The sequence below is a fragment of the Nonomuraea sp. C10 genome (assembly GCF_008017515.1).
Classification (GTDB): Bacteria; Actinomycetota; Actinomycetes; order Streptosporangiales; family Streptosporangiaceae; genus Nonomuraea; species Nonomuraea ferruginea.
Genome location: NZ_VPFF01000003.1, coordinates 627,570 through 642,788 on the forward strand (window position 1 = coordinate 627,570; position 15,219 = coordinate 642,788).

Consider the following 15,219-nt stretch of genomic DNA (forward strand, 5'->3'; position numbering starts at 1 on the left):
GACCGCCAGTTTGACCTTTCCTTCGGTGAAGAGGAGTGCGGCGTCTGCCCGATAGACAGAAGGGCTTATCTCCGACAGCTCGTTGGAGATGACTTCAGAAGTGGATGAGGGGATGCTTAGGAGTGCGCGGCCACCAATCCGACGACCATGGTCAGAAGGCCCACCGAGGTGGTCACGATCCCCACCGTGACCGCTCGCCTGCGCGCCCGCGGCCCACCCCACCAGTACGCGAGCACGTACGGGAGGAAACCGAGACCGGCGAGACCGGCGGCCGGGACGGCGGAGACGGCGAGCACGCCCTTGAGCCCGTCGGGGAGCGCGCGGGTGCCGTCGGGGGTGAGGCGGGCGTGCGTCACGTCGCCCGTGTCCGAGTCGGGGGAGGTCGCCACGATCACGGGCCGGCCGCCGTCGTCGGGGACGAACCGGCCGCGGCAGTCGTACCGGCCCCGGCCCAGCGAGTCGCAGGACACCACCGTGAGCGTCCCGGGCGTGCCGGTGTGGCCGAGCGTGAGCAGGTAGTCGGGCACCGCCACCGGGATCGGCGCCAGGCAGACCGCCAGCCACAGCAGGATCAGGACGATCCGCGGGAAGTTTCCCATGCGGGACAGAATGGCTACTGCGGCTTGCGGGTGACTTGGCACCGGCTGCCTGGGGCGCGCCGGTGTCGTCAGGCGGGCTTCGGCACCAGCGGGCCCTCGCTGGCCTGGACCAGGACGAAACCCTGGCCCTGGAAGGCCAGTTGCATGGCCTCGCCGCTGCCCCGGCCGATCAGCGCGCCGGCCTTGAAGGTGCGGTTGACGCCGACGTGCAGGGCGGCGCTCCAGCACACGGCCGACTGCCCGTCGGCGAAGGTCGGCATGCGGCTCGCGTCGAGCATGACCGGGGTGCCGTGGGTGGTGACGGCGACCCATCCGGTGCCGGTGAGCGTGGTGTTGAACAGCCCGCCCGCCGCGACCCCGGCCCCCTGCACCCGCTGGATGTCCCAGCTGATCTGCGGCTGGAAGGCGAGCAGGTTGCGGCCGTTGACGGTCAGGCCCTCGTTCTCGAGGTAGAACAGGTGGATGTCGTCGGCGTTGTCGGCGAGGTAGAGCGCGCCCTGCCCGCGCACCCGCATGAGCGAGGCGCCCTCGCCGGTCATGGCCTTCTTGAACAGTTTGCCCAGCCCGCCGGAGCCTTCGTAGTCGAAGTCCCAGTTGCCCTGGAAGGCGACCATCGACCCCTGCTTGGCGAGCACTTCGGGGAGCTCGACCCGGAGCATCTTGCCGTTCTGCAGGGCGAAGCCGGGCGGGAGCTGCTGGGTGTCGAGGTTGCCGAAGATTGGGCTGCGCACGGGTTTACCCTTCAAGATCAGGCGGGGATCCTCTGGTCCACGATATGCGGCGCGGCGGCGGGGCGCGCGAGAGCGGGCCGGGTGAGCATCAGCTCGGCCAGGCTCGCCTTCACCAGAGCGGTTCCGCGCAGCACGGGGGCCAGGGTGATGGCGAACAGCAGGCCGATCACCGTGTTCCAGACCACGAACAGCGCCGGGCTGGCGCCGAACCCGAGCAGGTCGGGCAATCCGGTCTCGACGGCCCCGGGGATGCCCGCGATGATCCACCCGTACAGCGGGAAGGTCAGCCCGGCCAGCGTGCCCACCCACCAGACGGCGGCCACCACGAACCCGGCGACGGCGATCGGGAAGGCGATGATCACGTGCAACAGGTCCATGATCGCCTGGCCGCTGGCCAGCGGGTTCATCATCCGGCGGAACCACCCGGCCCAGACGGGCGCCTCGCGGTAGCGGGGACGGGCGACGGGGTGACCCAGCACGCCGGGCAGGGAGGCCCGCTCGACGTCGGCGACGTTCCTGGCGAGCCCGGCGGTGGCGGCCAGCACGGGCAGCCCGACGAACGCGACGGCGGCGCCCAGCCCGGCGGAGACACCGGCGACGACCAGCGGGAACGAGACGAGGGCGGTGGGGAAGGACAGGAGCAGGTAGCGGGAGTCGGCGGCGATGCGCTGCTGGAGGGTCGTCATACCGGCAACGCTACGGATCGGCGGCGGCCGAATCAGTCCCGCGAGCAGGCGGAACGGGGGTAGGGCTATCCCTACCCCCGTAGCGGTCAGCGCTCCACAGCGCGGCTTGTCAGCACGGCTTGTCAGCACGGCACGGCCGCCACCGCGCTCCCCGCTGTCGTCAACGCGGTGCCAGCAGGGCCGCCAGTGCGTCGGACGCCGCCGGGTGGCGGGTCAGGAGGTCGCCTGCCGGGCCGGGCCCGGTCGCCCCGGTGGCCTGCCAGGTGCCGTCGCAGCCCAGCAGGGCCGCGAGCGCGTCGGTCGTGGCCGGGTGGGCGGTGAGCAGGTTCGTGACCGGGCCGCCCGCCGGGGTGGGGACGGGAGTCGGGGCGGGCGCGGCGGTCCATGGCGGGGTCCACGCGTCCACCGCCGCGAGCGTGCCGGGGAACGTCCGGCCCGCTTCGCGTACGAGAACCGGCACCAGCTCGGCGGCCTCGTCCTTCAGGGTGGTGATGAGCTTGGGCAGCCACGGCAGCAGCACGCTGTCGGGCAGGGTCGCGAAGGCGTCGGAGATCAGCTCGACCACGAACGGCGTCAGCGCGGGCGCGGGTTCGAGCGCCTGCACGAAACCGCTCAGGTACTGCGGGAACGACGGCACCACCAGCGGGTTGGCCAGCAGCTCGGCACAGCGCGCCCGCAGCTCCGCCGACGACAGCAGGCCGAGCTGGAACCTGGCCGCCCACAGCAGCGCGACCTTGCCCGGCGTCTCCGGGTGCGACTGCTTGACCGCCAGCTCCAGCTGGGCACGGTCGCAGCCGAGCGAGATCGCCAGGCTCTCCATCCCGGACAGGAACCCGAGCATGGCCGCCACCTGCCGCACCCCGGTGTCGTCGGCCACGAAGGCGCTCGGCAGCAGCGTGCAGTAGTGCGCGTATCCGGTGGTGACGAACCGTTCGACCCAGGCGGGCAGCGCCGGCTCGGCGGACCGGTAGTGCGTGAGCAGCCGGCGGATGCGGCGCAGCACGTCGGGCGCGTCGTCGACGGTGCGCTCGGCCGCCAGCAGCTCCACCGCCCGCGCCCCGAGCTCCTCGGTGAACCGGCGGCTCCCGAGGAGCACGATGGACTCCTCCACCGCCTCCAGCGCGACGGCGGCGGTGGCCTCCGGATCCGTCACCATCTTGCGCAGCCGCTGCTCCAGCACCTGCTCGACGGTGACACCCTCGTAGCCGAGCTCGATGAGCGCGCGCTGGTGGTGGCCGATGGCCACATCCCAGCTCTCCTGCCTGGACCGCTCGCCCAGCGCGCGGTTGCCCATGATCGGCCGCACCGCGCCGTCCGGCATCAGGCGGCGCAGCATCCACAGCAGGTGGGAGCAGGGCTCCAGATCGGGGTCGGTGCCGAAGTCGAGCAGCACCCGGTGCACGGCCCGCTTCCGCACGTCGACGCCGAGCGGCTCCAGCCGGTCGTAGACGTCCTGGGCGAGCGGCGGCAGCGCGGCGTAGCCGACCTCGCCGATCCGGTCGCCGCCGAGCAGGATCTCGCAGAGCTGCGCCACGTCCCTGCGGCCGGGCACGGCGTCCTTCTCGATGCAGGTGACGGCCGCGTCCTGGAAGTCGTACGGGGTGGGCCTGGCGCGGTTGCGCATCCCGGCCAGCAGGATCGACGTCTCGAACACCGCGATGGCGTCGGCGGTGCTGGCCAGGTAGCCGTTGCGGCGGGCCAGCCGGACGATGTCGACGCACCAGCCGAGCAGCTCGGCCTCGTCCAGCGCGTCCAGCGCGGGCGGGCTCGACAGGAATCCGGTCAGCCGGTCGGTCACCGGCCCCTCCGCGGCCGGAGCCGCCTTGCGCGGCCTCGTCGTCGCCTGCCGGCCCTTGAGCTGGTAGGTCTTGACGCCGCCTCGGGTGACCGCCTTGGCGTAGGTGGCGGCGGCGATCGACACCGAGCCGGGTGCCAGCCCGAACTGGGCCTCGACGGCCGAGTGGCTGGCCGGGACGATCCCGTACTGCCAGGTCGTGCCGGTGCGCGGGGTGACCTCGTAGGCGGGCTCCGCCGCGTGCAGGCCGAACTCCTCGACCCGGCTAGCGGCGTGGAAGGCGCCGCACACGTACAGGCAGCGCCCGGGGTCGGCGCCGGAGGCGGCCAGGTGCTCGCGCATGCGCGTCCACATGTGGCGCTCGCGCTCCTCGTCGCCGGCCAGCCGGGGCGAGTCCTCCGGGGTCAGTCGGCGGAACAGGCTGCCGATCAGCACCATGACCTGCCGGTAGGTGGCGTAGTCGGCTCCGGAGAGCGGCTGCTCCACGTACTGGTCCCACCACTCGGACCAGTGGCGGACCTTGGCGTGGTGCAGCAGGTGCCGCTCCAGCTCGGCGAAGCGGGGCCGCAGGTCGCCGATCTCGATGCCGACGGACTCGTCAGGACGTTCCTGCGGCAGCCACTGGTAGACGTGGTCGGCCGAGCGGTCCACCAGCACCAGCTCCACGCCGGGAGTGTCGAGCGCGTACGCGATGGCCTGGTATTCGGCGGACGCCTCGGTGATGGGCGCGACGACGTTGAGCGGGCCCCAGCCCTCGGGGAAGCCGTCCAGCTCGGTGGCGAACGCCTGCAGCGCGACCGGCAGCCGGCAGTTGCGCAGCTCGTCGAGCACCGGCCGCAGGTCCTCGCAGAGCTCCAGGTAGACGACCTCGGGCTGCTTCTCGCGCAGCCTCCTGGCCATGGCCAGCGCCGAGGCCGGGGAGTGGTGGCAGACCGGGAAGATCTCCAGCGGCTCGGCCAGCGCCCGGTCGACGTCGTCGACCAGGCCCGACAGGATGCCGGAGAGCGCGCCGGGCCCGTCGGCGAAGGTCTCGGCGGCGGCGTGCAGCTGCTCGCGCAGCGCGGCGAACGGGCTCATGAGAGCGTGGCGATCGCCTGGCGGCCGCCTTCGAGGAAGCCCTGCCACTCGCCGCCGTCCTTCTTGCTGCGCGGCTCGACCACGCCGTGCCAGAACTTGTTGAGTATGGCCAGGTCCTCGGGGCTGCGCCGGGCCAGCGAGCCGACCAGCGACCCGGCCAGCGTCGAAGCCCGCAGCGTGCTGTCGCCGAAGAAGTTGCTGTGCAGGATCGCGTCCTCCAGCACGCCGATCTGCTCGGCGGTGGACAGCGCCGACTCCAGCTTCTCGTCGTCGCTGGTCGCCGACTGGGCGGCGGCGCGCAGGTCGGCGAAGCTCTGCAGCAGGATGTCCAGCAGCGACGGCGGCACCTCCAGCTCGATGCGGTGCCTGCGCAGCAGCTCGGTGGTGCGGAAGCGGACGATCTCCGCCTCGCTCCGCTTGTTGGTCACGACCGGGATGCGGACGAAGTTGAAGCGCCGTTTGAGCGCCGACGACAGGTCGTTGACGCCCCGGTCGCGGCTGTTGGCGGTGGCGATGATGGAGAAGCCGGGCTTGGCGAAGACGATGTTGTCGTCGTCCAGCTCGGGGATGGACACGTACTTCTCCGACAGGATCGAGATCAGCGCGTCCTGCACGTCGCTGGTGGAGCGGGTCAGCTCCTCGAACCGGCCGATCACGCCCTGCTCCATCGCGGTCATGATCGGGGACGGGATCATCGACTGGCGCGACTGGCCCTTGGCGATCACCATGGAGACGTTCCACGAGTACTTGATGTGGTCCTCGGTGGTGCCGGCGGTGCCCTGCACGACCAGCGTCGAGTTGCGGCAGATCGCCGCCGACAGCAGCTCGGCCAGCCAGCTCTTGCCGGTGCCGGGGTCGCCGATCAGCAGCAGGCCGCGGTCGGACGCGAGCGTGACGATGGCGCGCTCGACGAAGCTCCGGTCGCCGAACCACTTCTGCTTGATCTCCCGGTCGAGGCCGTCGGAGCGCTCGGAGCCGAGCACGAACAGCCGGACCATGCGCGGGCTGAGCCGCCAGGAGAACGGCTTGGGCCCGTCGTCGACCGACTCCAGCCAGTCGAGCTCTTCGGCGTACTTGGCCTCGGCGGGGGCACGCAGCATCTCATCGGTCATGGCGTATCTCCTAGGTGAGGAAGCTCTTGAGCTCGAACACGAGTTTGTTGATGTTTCCCGAGATGACGGGCGTGCCCAGGTCCTTCAGTTTCTGGCGGAACCACGGGTCCACGCTCTGATGGCCCGAGCTGGTCACCGACCCGACGGGGATGAACCTCGTCCCGGAGCGGTGCACGGCCTCGAACTCCCGCTGCAGGTCGCGGACGTCGTAGAAGTCCGAGATCCACACCATCGCGGTGTTGCGCGGGTCGACGATCTTGGGGCGGGCCAGGGTCATCGCGACCGTCCCGTTCGTGCCGCCGCCGAGTTTGGTACGGAGCAGCACCTCGAACGGGTCGCTCACCCACGGCGTCAGGTCGAGCGCCCTGGTGTCGTAGGCGATCAGGTGGACGTCGACCTTGGGCAGCCCGGCGAAGATCGAGGCCAGGATGGTGCAGTTGACCATGGAGTCCACCATCGAGCCCGACTGGTCGACGACCACGATCAGGCGGGCTGGGGTGGTGCGGCGGGCGGTGTGCCGGTAGAAGAGCTTGTCGACGTACAGCCGCTCGTCCTCGGCGTTCCAGTTGGTGAGGTTCTTCCAGATCGTCCGGTCCAGGTCGAGGTTGCGGAAGACCCTCTTGGGCGGCACCGAACGGTCGACGGCGCCCACGCTCGTCTGCTGCACCTGGGTGCGGAGCACCTGGGCGACCTCGTCCACGAACCGGCGGATCAGCGCCTTGGCGTTGGCCAGCGCCACCCCCGACAGGTTGGACTTGTCGCGCAGCAGCTGCTCGATCAGCGACATGCTGGGCGTGAGCTGCCTGGCCAGCGCGGGGTCGGCGAGCACCTCGCGCAGCCGCATTCGGCGCACCAGGTCGCCTTCCAGCCCGGCGAGCATCCCGCCCAGCTCGCTCTGCCCCGGCTGGGCGCGCAGCTCGCCGGCCTCGCAGCCGAGCGCCTGCTCGAACCAGCCCGCGTCCTGCTGCCAGGCGGCCAGCCGGGTGGCGGTGACGTCGCCCGTGCCGGTCGCGAACAGGTTGAGCAGCAGCTTGGCGGCGAGCGCCGCGGTACGGGCGCGGTCACGGTCGTCGTCGCCCGTCATGAGGCCGCGGAACTCGGGGCCCAGCTCGGGGAAGCGCTGCACCAGGTTGTCCACGGACACGGACGGGTCAAGCAGCTGGGCCGGCAGCCCGAGGTCCTCGACGATGGCGACGCTCGCGGACTCCAGCGCGGGCTGCTCGTCGGCGCCGAACACGCGGGCCAGCAGCCGCCAGAGTAGCACCTGCCGCCGATTCGCCTCGGCGGCGTCGTGGGCGGCCCCGCCGCCGGCGGGGTTGTGGTCGATGGTCATTTGCGCAGCAGCCGTCCCGCTCGTTCGCGGAGCACGCCGACCGGGTCGCCCGTCTTGGCCAGCGCCTTGGCCGCCTTGGGGTCGGTGGTGCCCAGCGCCCAGTCGCCGTTGTGCGCGGCGACCGGCTTCTTCTTGACCGTGGCCTGGACGGCGAGCGGCTGCAGCAGCCACCCCCCGGCGTCCCAGCGCAGCAACCCGACGCACGCGGTGGAGGCGGCGAGCAACTCGGGGGTGAGCGGCCCGCACCCCGGCAGCCGCCCGGTGGCGAACGGCAAGGTGGCGCCGTCGAGCGTGAGCGTGACCCCGCGCCCGGCCTTGGCCGCCTTGTATCCCTCCACCAGGACCGGCTCCGCGACGCGCGCCGGGTGACGGTCCAGCGGCGGGGTCTCCCCGGCCACCGCGCCCGCGAGCAGCACCCGGGCGGTGGCGAACGGGTCGGTGAGCTCGGCCGCGGTGGCCTTCTCCTCCTGCCAGACCAGGTCGCCGCCGGGAAGCAACGGCATGCCGTCGATCTCCGCGGCCAGATGCTTGGCCAGCGTCGCCAGCAGCACCGGATACGCCTGGAACAGCCCCCACACGGCCGGCCCGGTGATGGTGTCGACCTTGCCCGCGGCGACGCTCACCCGTACCAGCCGGGACGCCCCGCCGCCGGCGGGCTCCAGCACCGCGTGCACCTGCACCTGGACGGCGGTGCCGTGCTCGTGCACGTCCGCCCCGAGCGGCAGCAACCGCCCGGACACCGTCTCGGCGCCCTCCGCCGCCCCCGGCCAGCCGGGCTCGGCCAGCAGCGTGGCCCGCGTCCACAGGTCGGCCCAGCGCCGTAAGGGCAGCCGTTCCATCGTGGACACCGGCGACGAGTCACGGAGCTCGGCGGCCAGCCCGTCGAGCAGCACCGCCAGCCGGCGCGCCCCCGGCTCCGCGAGCACGGCCTCGATGGCCTGGTCACCGGCGGCGGCCAGATCGTGCCCCACTCCCCGCCACCCGGTGATGGCCAGCTCGTACAGCCACGACCGGCACCCGACGAGCAGATTTCCCGGTACGGACGAGTCACCGGCGGCGGGCGGGCCGGAGGGAGACCTCGTCCTGCCCAGCGACTCGTCCAGCCGGGTCAGGAGGGCGTCGTGGGCGGCGCCCAGGAGGGCGGACCGCGCGGCGGCCAGGGCCGTCAGGTGCTCGCCGCTCACCGATCCGGCCGACACCTTCGCGGCCGCCTCCGCCACCCGGTCGCCCAGCGGCGTCGCCGCCACCGCTCCGGCCAGCGCGGCGATCGCCGCGGCCCGCTGCTCGCCCACCCGGCCGAAGCCGTGGGACAGCGCGTCGTCGAAGCCGTCGACCAGCTCCAGCGCCTCGGCGAGGCCGTCGGGCAGCCCGCCGACCAGGTCGTTCAGCTGCATCCCGAGCATCAGCGCACCGTCCCGGGGAACCAGTGCATCTCCGCGAGCGGCGCCGTGGTGACCGGCAGCTCCAGGTAGCCCAGGTGGCGCAGGAACCGGCTGAACACCACGGCCGCCGGCTGCGACTCCTGCTGCCCGCCCAGCCTGGCCGCCAGGTCGGCCCCGGACGCCACCGTCTCGGCCCCCTCGACCCGGAGGTATCGGGCGACCCGCTCCGCTCCGTACTGCACGACCGCCTCGTCCACCAGCGACCGCAGGTGCTTGCAGAGCGAGCCGTAGAGACCGCCGCACGGGCGGTTGTTGTTGGTGCTGCAGTTGAAGTCGTGGGATCCGGCGGCGATCGAGGAGACGTACACGCGAGCGATGTCGGAACCGCTCGACACCACCCCCTGCAGCCTGCCGTCGGCCAGCTCGACGAACGGCACCTTGGCCAGCTTGCGCGGCTGGACGGGCGGCACCACGCACGTCACGCTGCTCTGCTCCCACACGGTCGGGTCAGCGGGCACGGTCAACGACCTCCAGCCGGGCTCGGCAATGATCAACGGAACCGGAATGTAGCGAACCTCACCGACAAAGACCGGCGGATCTCTCTCAGCAGACCTTCATGTGACTCACCTAACGTCGAAACCCCATCGAAGGGAGCGATATGGGACACGATCATGAAGGGCAGCGCGTCAGCAGGCGGCGGATGATCGCGGGCATCGGCTCTCTCGGGCTCGGCGGCCTGATCGCCGCGTGCACGGGGCAGCCGGTCACCACCTCCACCGGCGAGTCCGTGACCCCTCAGGCGACCACCGCCCAGGACCTCACCTCGCTCTTCGACGGCGCGAACACCTGCACGCTGACCCCCGCCACCACCGCGGGGCCGTACTACTTCGACGCCGACAAGGTCCGCGCCGACATCCGCGAGGACCGGGAGGGCGTCCGGCTGCGGGTGGCCGTCAAGGTGCAGGACAGCGGGAGCTGCCGCCCGATCAAGGACGCGGTGGTGGAGATCTGGCACTGCGACGCGGGCGGCCTCTACTCGGGCGCCGAGGCGATGTCCCGAGGCGGCGGCGCGCTCTCGGCCTCGTCGCCCGACCTCGACCCGCAGGACGACGAGCGCTACCTGCGCGGCGCCCAGGTCACGAACGCCGACGGCGTCGTCGAGTTCACCACCATCTGGCCCGGCTGGTACCGGGGCCGCTGCGTGCACATCCACGCGATGGTGCACGTCAGCGACGCCCGGGTGCTGACCACGCAGATGATGTTCGACGAGGCGCTCAACGACCGGGTCCTGGCGGGGCGGCCGTACGCGGCCCGGGGCGAGCGGGACACCCGCAACGACGGCGACGGCATCTTCCGGGACGAGATGCTCATGAAGGTCACCCCCGACGGCGACGGCTATGTGGGCGCGATCGTCCTCGCCGCGGACCCGGACGGCGATAGCGGGTGACAGCCGCGCGGGGTGGCGTATAACGTCGCCACCACTGTCCGAGTCCGGCTGACGACGGGGGCGAGCGGTGCGGTCCTGGGCTGCGTTACCGACCGGCAAGGTCGTGCGCCTGGAGGGCGCCGGTCCGCTGCCGCTCGCCGTCGACTCGCTGCCCCGCGAGGCCCCCGCGATCCTCACCTGCACCGCCCGGGAGGCGCGCTCCCCGAAAGCGCTGGCCTCCGCGATCCTGGACGAGTTGGACGCCACGGTGCTCGGCCTCTTCCCCGCCTGGCTGCCGGACGCCGAGGGCATCGACGGGCCCGGCGGGGCGGGCCTGGCCGCCGTACGCACCCTCGCCCTCCGCACCGCCGCCACCAGCGCCCACTTCGGACCGTTCCTCGCCGAGCTGGCGGAACGCGCCCTGCGCGCCCGCCCCGGCCGGCTCCCGGACCTGCGGGCGAGCCTCTCCCCCGAGATCCGGCCCAGCGGGTTCCCGCCGGAGGTGCGGGCCGCGGGGCTGGCCAGGGCGCTGGCCGCCGCCTTCTCCAGGCCCGGCGCGGCGCTCCTGGTGGACGTGCCGGAAGGGCTGTCGCCCGCCGGTCAGGAAGCCCTGGTGGCAGCGGGCGAGTGGCTGGCCCACCGCGCCGGGCTGGGCATCTGGCTCTCGGGACCGCTCCCCGCCGTGGACCGGGTGGAGACCGTCCTCGTCGCGGAAGCACCGAGCCAGGCCTCAGACCGGACGCCCATCACCCTGCCACCGCCGGAGACGGGCGTGCCAGGCCCACCGCCGGTCGCCGGAAGGCCGCACCCGGGGAGCCCCGTGGAGCGCGCTCTGGAATCCGCGCTGAGCGGGTGCGCATGGGCCGCCGGACGGACCTGGAACCAGATGCTCTGCCCCAACGCCTTGGCCTCCCCTGTACGGGTGGATCTGCTGTGGCAGGACGACTGGTGCGTCGTCGAACTGGACGGGCCCGATCATCGGTACGCGGAGAAATTCGCCGACGACCGTGCCCGTGACGTGCGCCTTCAGATCGCCGGTTACACCGTGCTCCGTTTCACCGATGTTCAGGTGTTGTCCGACCCCCAAGCCGTCGTCCGCCACATTGAGCTTCTCCTGCGGAACCGTCGTGCCTCACGAAATGGATGAAACATGTCAGAGCGCAAGCTGTCACTTCCTGAATTCGCCGCGCTGATGGCGCTGGCCGAGGAGGCGGGCGAGATCTCCAACCTCGACCTCAAGCAGCGGCACGGCTTGACCATCGACGGCCAGAAACGCCGGAAGCTCAACGAGCTGAAGCTGGTCGACAGTTGGAAGCAGGGCCGCTCCTATGTGCACGTGCTAACTGACAGCGGCTGGGCTCGCCTTGAGGAAAACCTGCGCGCCGGAGAGCTGCCCGCGATGACCGGCTCACCGGGGGTCATCGCCCGTGGCCTTCGCAGCTGGCTGCAGAAATATATGGACCGTTCCCGCCTGAGGCTGGCCGATGTGTCCACACCCCTGGAAACGGCGCCATCAATAGATGAGGCACCGGTGGATGAGCCGCCGGGGGACCTGGAAGCACGCATCCGCGCCGCCTACGCGCGGTTGGCGCCCCGGCCCGGGTCCTGGGTGGGGCTGGCGCGGCTGCGACCGCTGCTGGGCGACGCGCCTCGGGACGAGGTCGACGGCGCGCTCGTACGGATGGAACGGCTCCCCGACGTGAACCTGGTTCCGGAGTCCAACCAGAAGTCTTTCACCCCGGAGGAACGGGAGGCCGGGGTGATCATCGGGGGCCAGGAGAAGCATCTGCTGTGGATCGGTGAGGCATGACACACCCAGACGTCGGAGCGCTCGAAGCGCTCAGTTTCCACTACACCGAAGCGGCCGACGACGTGTGGCAGCACTCCCCGTACCACGTGGAAGGGCTGCAAGGGCAGGCGACCAAGATCCTCCTCGACGGTCTGGCTCAGGCGAGCGGCGAGCGGATCAGCAGCCCTATCGGGGTGGTCGTCCAAGGCCAGCGCGGCACGGGCAAGACCCACTTGGTCGGCTGGCTGCGTGAAGTGGTCCAGCATCAGGGCGGCTACTTCGTGTTGGTCGGGCTACTGGACGCCAAAGGCTTCTGGGACAGCGTCATGGTGTCGCTCCTCGACAGCCTTGCCCGGCCCGGGGCGGCCCGGGAATCCCAGCTCCGGGTACTGCTGTCGCGACTGGCGGCGCTAGCCGACCTGTCGCGCATGCCTCGCAGAGCTGTGACCGGTAAGAAGACGCTGTCCCGTGAGGAACTCGACGCCTTCATCCTCTCGCTGCGGCAGATGAACGAGACAGTCGGGCGCGGGTGCCAGGACACCGCGCGGGCGCTGGTGCTCTATGCCTCCCCCGATCCTGCCCTGCAGGACATCGGCGAGGCGTTCCTGTACGCGATGCCAGAGGGCGAGGAGGGAGAGCGGGCGCGGTGGGGCATCCGTCCGGTCAACAAGACGCCGCAGGAGATCGTGCGGGACTTCTCCCACCTGCTGGCGCTCACCGGCCCGACCGTCATCGCGGTGGACCAGATCGACCCGCTGATCGCCCAGTCCTGGACCTCTACCGATGGAACCGTGCATGGGGAGCATGGTGACAAGCTGCTCCTGGAGCGAGTCGCGGGCGGCCTGATGGCTCTGCGCGAGGTCACCCGGCGCACGCTGACGGTTGTCTCGTGCATCCCTCTAACTTGGACACTCATCGAGCAGGAGGCGGTCGACACGGTTCGCGACCGCTTCCGCACGGCTATGCCCCTTATGACCATCCCCGATGCCGAGACCGCCCGCGAACTGATCGCCAAGCGGTTCACGGTGCAGTACGGGGCTGCCAAGGTCGAGCCGCCGTACCCGACCTGGCCGGTGCGGCCGGAGGCGTTCGACGAAGCGCCCGGCTACACCGCGCGTCAGTTGCTGATCACCATCGACACGCATGTTCGTTCATGCCTGCAACGTGGCGAGGTCAGGGAGCTGACCAGTCTCAAAGCAAGTGCCCTACCCCCCACGGTAGTCAAGCCTCCAGTCGTCGAGGAGCGGGCCGACGGGCAGGAGGTAGCGCTCGCCGCTCTGGACGCTCGCTTCGCCACCCTCCGCGACGCCGGAGCCCCACCTAAGATTGAGCAGGCCAGCGAGGACGTGCTGATGCCCCCGCTGCTGACGGCTGGGCTGTCGGCGTGGATCGCCGAGCAGGGCGCGCACGGGCCGTCGTTCAGCGTCGACCCACCGCCCAGCGCCAAGCCGCCCCTGCACGCGCGGCTCCGGCGTAACCTGCAAGAAGCCACGGAAGACGAGGCGCACTGGGCGTTCCGGGCAGTCACCGCCGGGCACGCGGTCTCGGCGCTCAACCGGATCCGTAAGGCGTCGCTGGCGGCCGGTCTGGACGCCCGGGTGCCCAAACGGCTTCTGTTCTTGCTGCGCAGAGAGAACTGGTCTAAGGGAGCGCGGACTCAGGAGGTGATCGCGGCTTTCGAGTGCGCGGGCGGGCGCACCCTGTCCTACACCGACGACGACCTGCGCATCCTGGCAGCACTCAAACACCTCATTGCGGAGAACCCGCCGGGGCTGGCGTCGTGGCTGGCCGCCCGCCGCCCCACCCGCGCAGTCTCCTTCCTAACCGAAGCCCTGAGCGGCCCGCTCGCCACACTGGCCCCGAACGCCGACGGCCAAGAGGAAAACACGGGCGCCCCCGTACAGGAGACTTCTCTACGAGTGGCCGGCGACTGGGAGCACTCTTCGCGAACACGAGCGGTCGGCGAGCAAGCGCCCCGTCCCCCGGCACGAGCTGCCGATAGCCAGTTCCCAGCGCGAGCAAACGGGCAGGCGCATACCCCCTCATCCCATGAGAGCGTCCCCCATGTCCCTCTGGGGAGGGCCGTCGGGAGCGGGCAGCCCGTCCAGGTACAGCTGGAGGCGTTGCGGAAGCATGCGGCGATCTTCGCTGGTTCCGGCTCGGGCAAGACGGTGCTGATCAGGCGGCTGGTCGAGGAGTGCGCCATGCACGGCGTGTCGGCCATCGTGCTCGACCCGAACAACGACCTGGCCAGGCTGGGCGACCGGTGGCCGGAGCGGCCGGAGGGCTGGCTCGACGGGGACGCGGGGAAGGCCGCTGACTACCTGGCCGGGACCGAGGTGGTGGTCTGGACGCCGAGGCGCGCGGCGGGCAGGCCGCTCAGCTTCCAGCCGCTGCCGGACTTCGCCGGGGTGGCCGGTGACCCCGACGAGTTCGCCGAGGCGGTGGAGTCGGCGGTGGCGTCGATCGCGCCCCGGGTGAAGGTGGACGCGCGGACGAAGAAGGCGGATCTGGGCCGGGCGGTGCTGCGCAAGGCGCTGGAGCACTACGGCCGCGGGGGCGGGTCGAGCCTCAGGGGGTTCGTCGCCCTGCTGGCCGACCTGCCCGACGGGGTGAGCGAGCTGGCCGACGCCCCCCGGCTGGCGGCCGACCTGGCGCAGTCGCTGCAGGCGGCGATGGACAACGACCCGCTGTTCGGCGGTGGCGGCGAGCCGGTGGACCCCGGCGTGCTGCTGACGCCGTCGCCGGGCAGGCGGGCGCGCGTCTCGGTGATCAGCTTCGTCGGGCTGCCGAACGACGAGCAGCGGCAGAGTTTCGTCAGCCAGCTCCAGATGGCGCTGTTCGCCTGGATCAGGAGGAACCCGGCGGGCGACCGTCCGCTGGGCGGGCTGTTCGTGATGGACGAGGCGCAGACGTTCGCCCCCGGTGGGGGGCGGGTGACGGCCTGCACGCACAGCACGCTGGCGCTGGCGTCGCAGGCCCGCAAGTACGGTCTGGGCCTGGTGTTCGCCACCCAGGCGCCCAAGGGTCTGCACAACCAGATCCCCGGCAACGCCGCCACCCAGTTCTTCGGCCTGCTGAACGCGCCGGTGCACATCGAGGCGGCCAAGGAGATGGCGCGGGCCAAGGGCGGCTCGACGCCGGACATCGCCCGGTTGAGCTCGGGCGAGTTCTACGTGGCGCTGGAGGGGAGCGCCTTCGTGAAGGCGCGGGCGCCGATGTGCCTGAGCCACCACCCGAGGGCGCCGCTGACGACGGAGGAGGTGCTGGCCCGCGCCGCCCGCTGACG

General features: G+C 71.6%; 12 protein-coding genes. 4 read left to right on the plus strand and 8 right to left on the minus strand.

Annotation, left to right across the window (positions count from 1 at the left end; genetic code table 11):
- Positions 1-116: 116 nt before the first annotated feature.
- From FR742_RS34445 to FR742_RS34480, 8 genes are all read right to left on the minus strand, one after another.
- Entirely contained in the window at positions 117-599 is a 483-nt protein-coding gene (locus FR742_RS34445) for a hypothetical protein (protein ID WP_148035480.1), read from the minus strand.
- 68 nt (positions 600-667) lie between these two features.
- Positions 668-1,330 carry an AIM24 family protein gene (locus FR742_RS34450; protein ID WP_187281504.1) on the minus strand — a complete coding sequence of 221 codons (663 nt, stop codon included), beginning with the start codon at positions 1,328-1,330 and terminating at the stop codon, positions 668-670.
- Between the two features lie 17 nt (positions 1,331-1,347).
- The gene (locus FR742_RS34455; protein WP_148035481.1) at positions 1,348-2,016 is read right to left on the minus strand and encodes a sensor domain-containing protein; all 669 of its coding nucleotides are present in this window, start codon (positions 2,014-2,016) and stop codon (positions 1,348-1,350) included.
- Between the two features lie 160 nt (positions 2,017-2,176).
- Entirely contained in the window at positions 2,177-4,888 is a 2,712-nt protein-coding gene (locus FR742_RS34460) for a DUF5682 family protein (RefSeq protein ID WP_148035482.1), read from the minus strand.
- Positions 4,885-6,000, minus strand: coding sequence for an AAA family ATPase (locus tag FR742_RS34465; protein WP_148035483.1), 1,116 nt, complete (start codon positions 5,998-6,000; stop codon positions 4,885-4,887). Before FR742_RS34465 ends, FR742_RS34460 begins: the two co-directional genes overlap by 4 nt.
- A 10-nt stretch (positions 6,001-6,010) precedes the next feature.
- Positions 6,011-7,333, minus strand: a complete 1,323-nt coding sequence (locus FR742_RS34470) for a VWA domain-containing protein (protein ID WP_148035484.1) — start codon at positions 7,331-7,333, stop codon at positions 6,011-6,013.
- Positions 7,330-8,736: a hypothetical protein gene (locus FR742_RS34475; RefSeq protein WP_148035485.1), complete on the minus strand. Its 1,407-nt coding sequence runs from the start codon at positions 8,734-8,736 to the stop codon at positions 7,330-7,332. The genes FR742_RS34470 and FR742_RS34475 overlap by 4 nt, the downstream gene beginning before the upstream one ends.
- On the minus strand, positions 8,736-9,233 hold the full coding sequence (locus FR742_RS34480) for a hypothetical protein (protein ID WP_148035486.1): 498 nt from the start codon (positions 9,231-9,233) through the stop codon (positions 8,736-8,738). The genes FR742_RS34475 and FR742_RS34480 overlap by 1 nt, the downstream gene beginning before the upstream one ends.
- A 140-nt stretch (positions 9,234-9,373) precedes the next feature.
- Here FR742_RS34480 and FR742_RS34485 point away from each other — a divergent pair, with 140 nt between their 5' ends.
- From FR742_RS34485 to FR742_RS34500, 4 genes are all read left to right on the plus strand, one after another.
- A complete protein-coding gene (locus FR742_RS34485) occupies positions 9,374-10,162 on the plus strand; it encodes an intradiol ring-cleavage dioxygenase (protein ID WP_148035487.1) in 789 nt (262 codons plus the stop codon).
- A gap of 67 nt (positions 10,163-10,229) precedes the next feature.
- Positions 10,230-11,288, plus strand: a complete 1,059-nt coding sequence (locus FR742_RS34490; RefSeq protein ID WP_148035488.1) for a DUF559 domain-containing protein — start codon at positions 10,230-10,232, stop codon at positions 11,286-11,288.
- A 3-nt stretch (positions 11,289-11,291) separates the two neighbouring features.
- Positions 11,292-11,951, plus strand: a complete 660-nt coding sequence (locus tag FR742_RS34495) for a hypothetical protein (protein ID WP_148035489.1) — start codon at positions 11,292-11,294, stop codon at positions 11,949-11,951.
- Positions 11,948-15,217 (plus strand): ATP-binding protein, encoded by a 3,270-nt coding sequence (locus tag FR742_RS34500; RefSeq protein WP_187281505.1) that lies wholly within the window; start codon positions 11,948-11,950, stop codon positions 15,215-15,217. Before FR742_RS34495 ends, FR742_RS34500 begins: the two co-directional genes overlap by 4 nt.
- Positions 15,218-15,219: the final 2 nt, after the last annotated feature.

Coding starts and splice junctions, on each gene's coding strand:
- FR742_RS34445 (WP_148035480.1), bottom strand. CDS start 599: ATGGGAAACTTCCCGCGGATCGTCCTGATCCTGCTGTGGCTGGCGGTC.
- FR742_RS34455 (WP_148035481.1), bottom strand. CDS start 2,016: ATGACGACCCTCCAGCAGCGCATCGCCGCCGACTCCCGCTACCTGCTC.
- FR742_RS34460 (WP_148035482.1), bottom strand. CDS start 4,888: ATGAGCCCGTTCGCCGCGCTGCGCGAGCAGCTGCACGCCGCCGCCGAG.
- FR742_RS34465 (WP_148035483.1), bottom strand. CDS start 6,000: ATGACCGATGAGATGCTGCGTGCCCCCGCCGAGGCCAAGTACGCCGAA.
- FR742_RS34470 (WP_148035484.1), bottom strand. CDS start 7,333: ATGACCATCGACCACAACCCCGCCGGCGGCGGGGCCGCCCACGACGCC.
- FR742_RS34475 (WP_148035485.1), bottom strand. CDS start 8,736: ATGCTCGGGATGCAGCTGAACGACCTGGTCGGCGGGCTGCCCGACGGC.
- FR742_RS34485 (WP_148035487.1), top strand. CDS start 9,374: ATGGGACACGATCATGAAGGGCAGCGCGTCAGCAGGCGGCGGATGATC.
- FR742_RS34495 (WP_148035489.1), top strand. CDS start 11,292: ATGTCAGAGCGCAAGCTGTCACTTCCTGAATTCGCCGCGCTGATGGCG.
- FR742_RS34500 (WP_187281505.1), top strand. CDS start 11,948: ATGACACACCCAGACGTCGGAGCGCTCGAAGCGCTCAGTTTCCACTAC.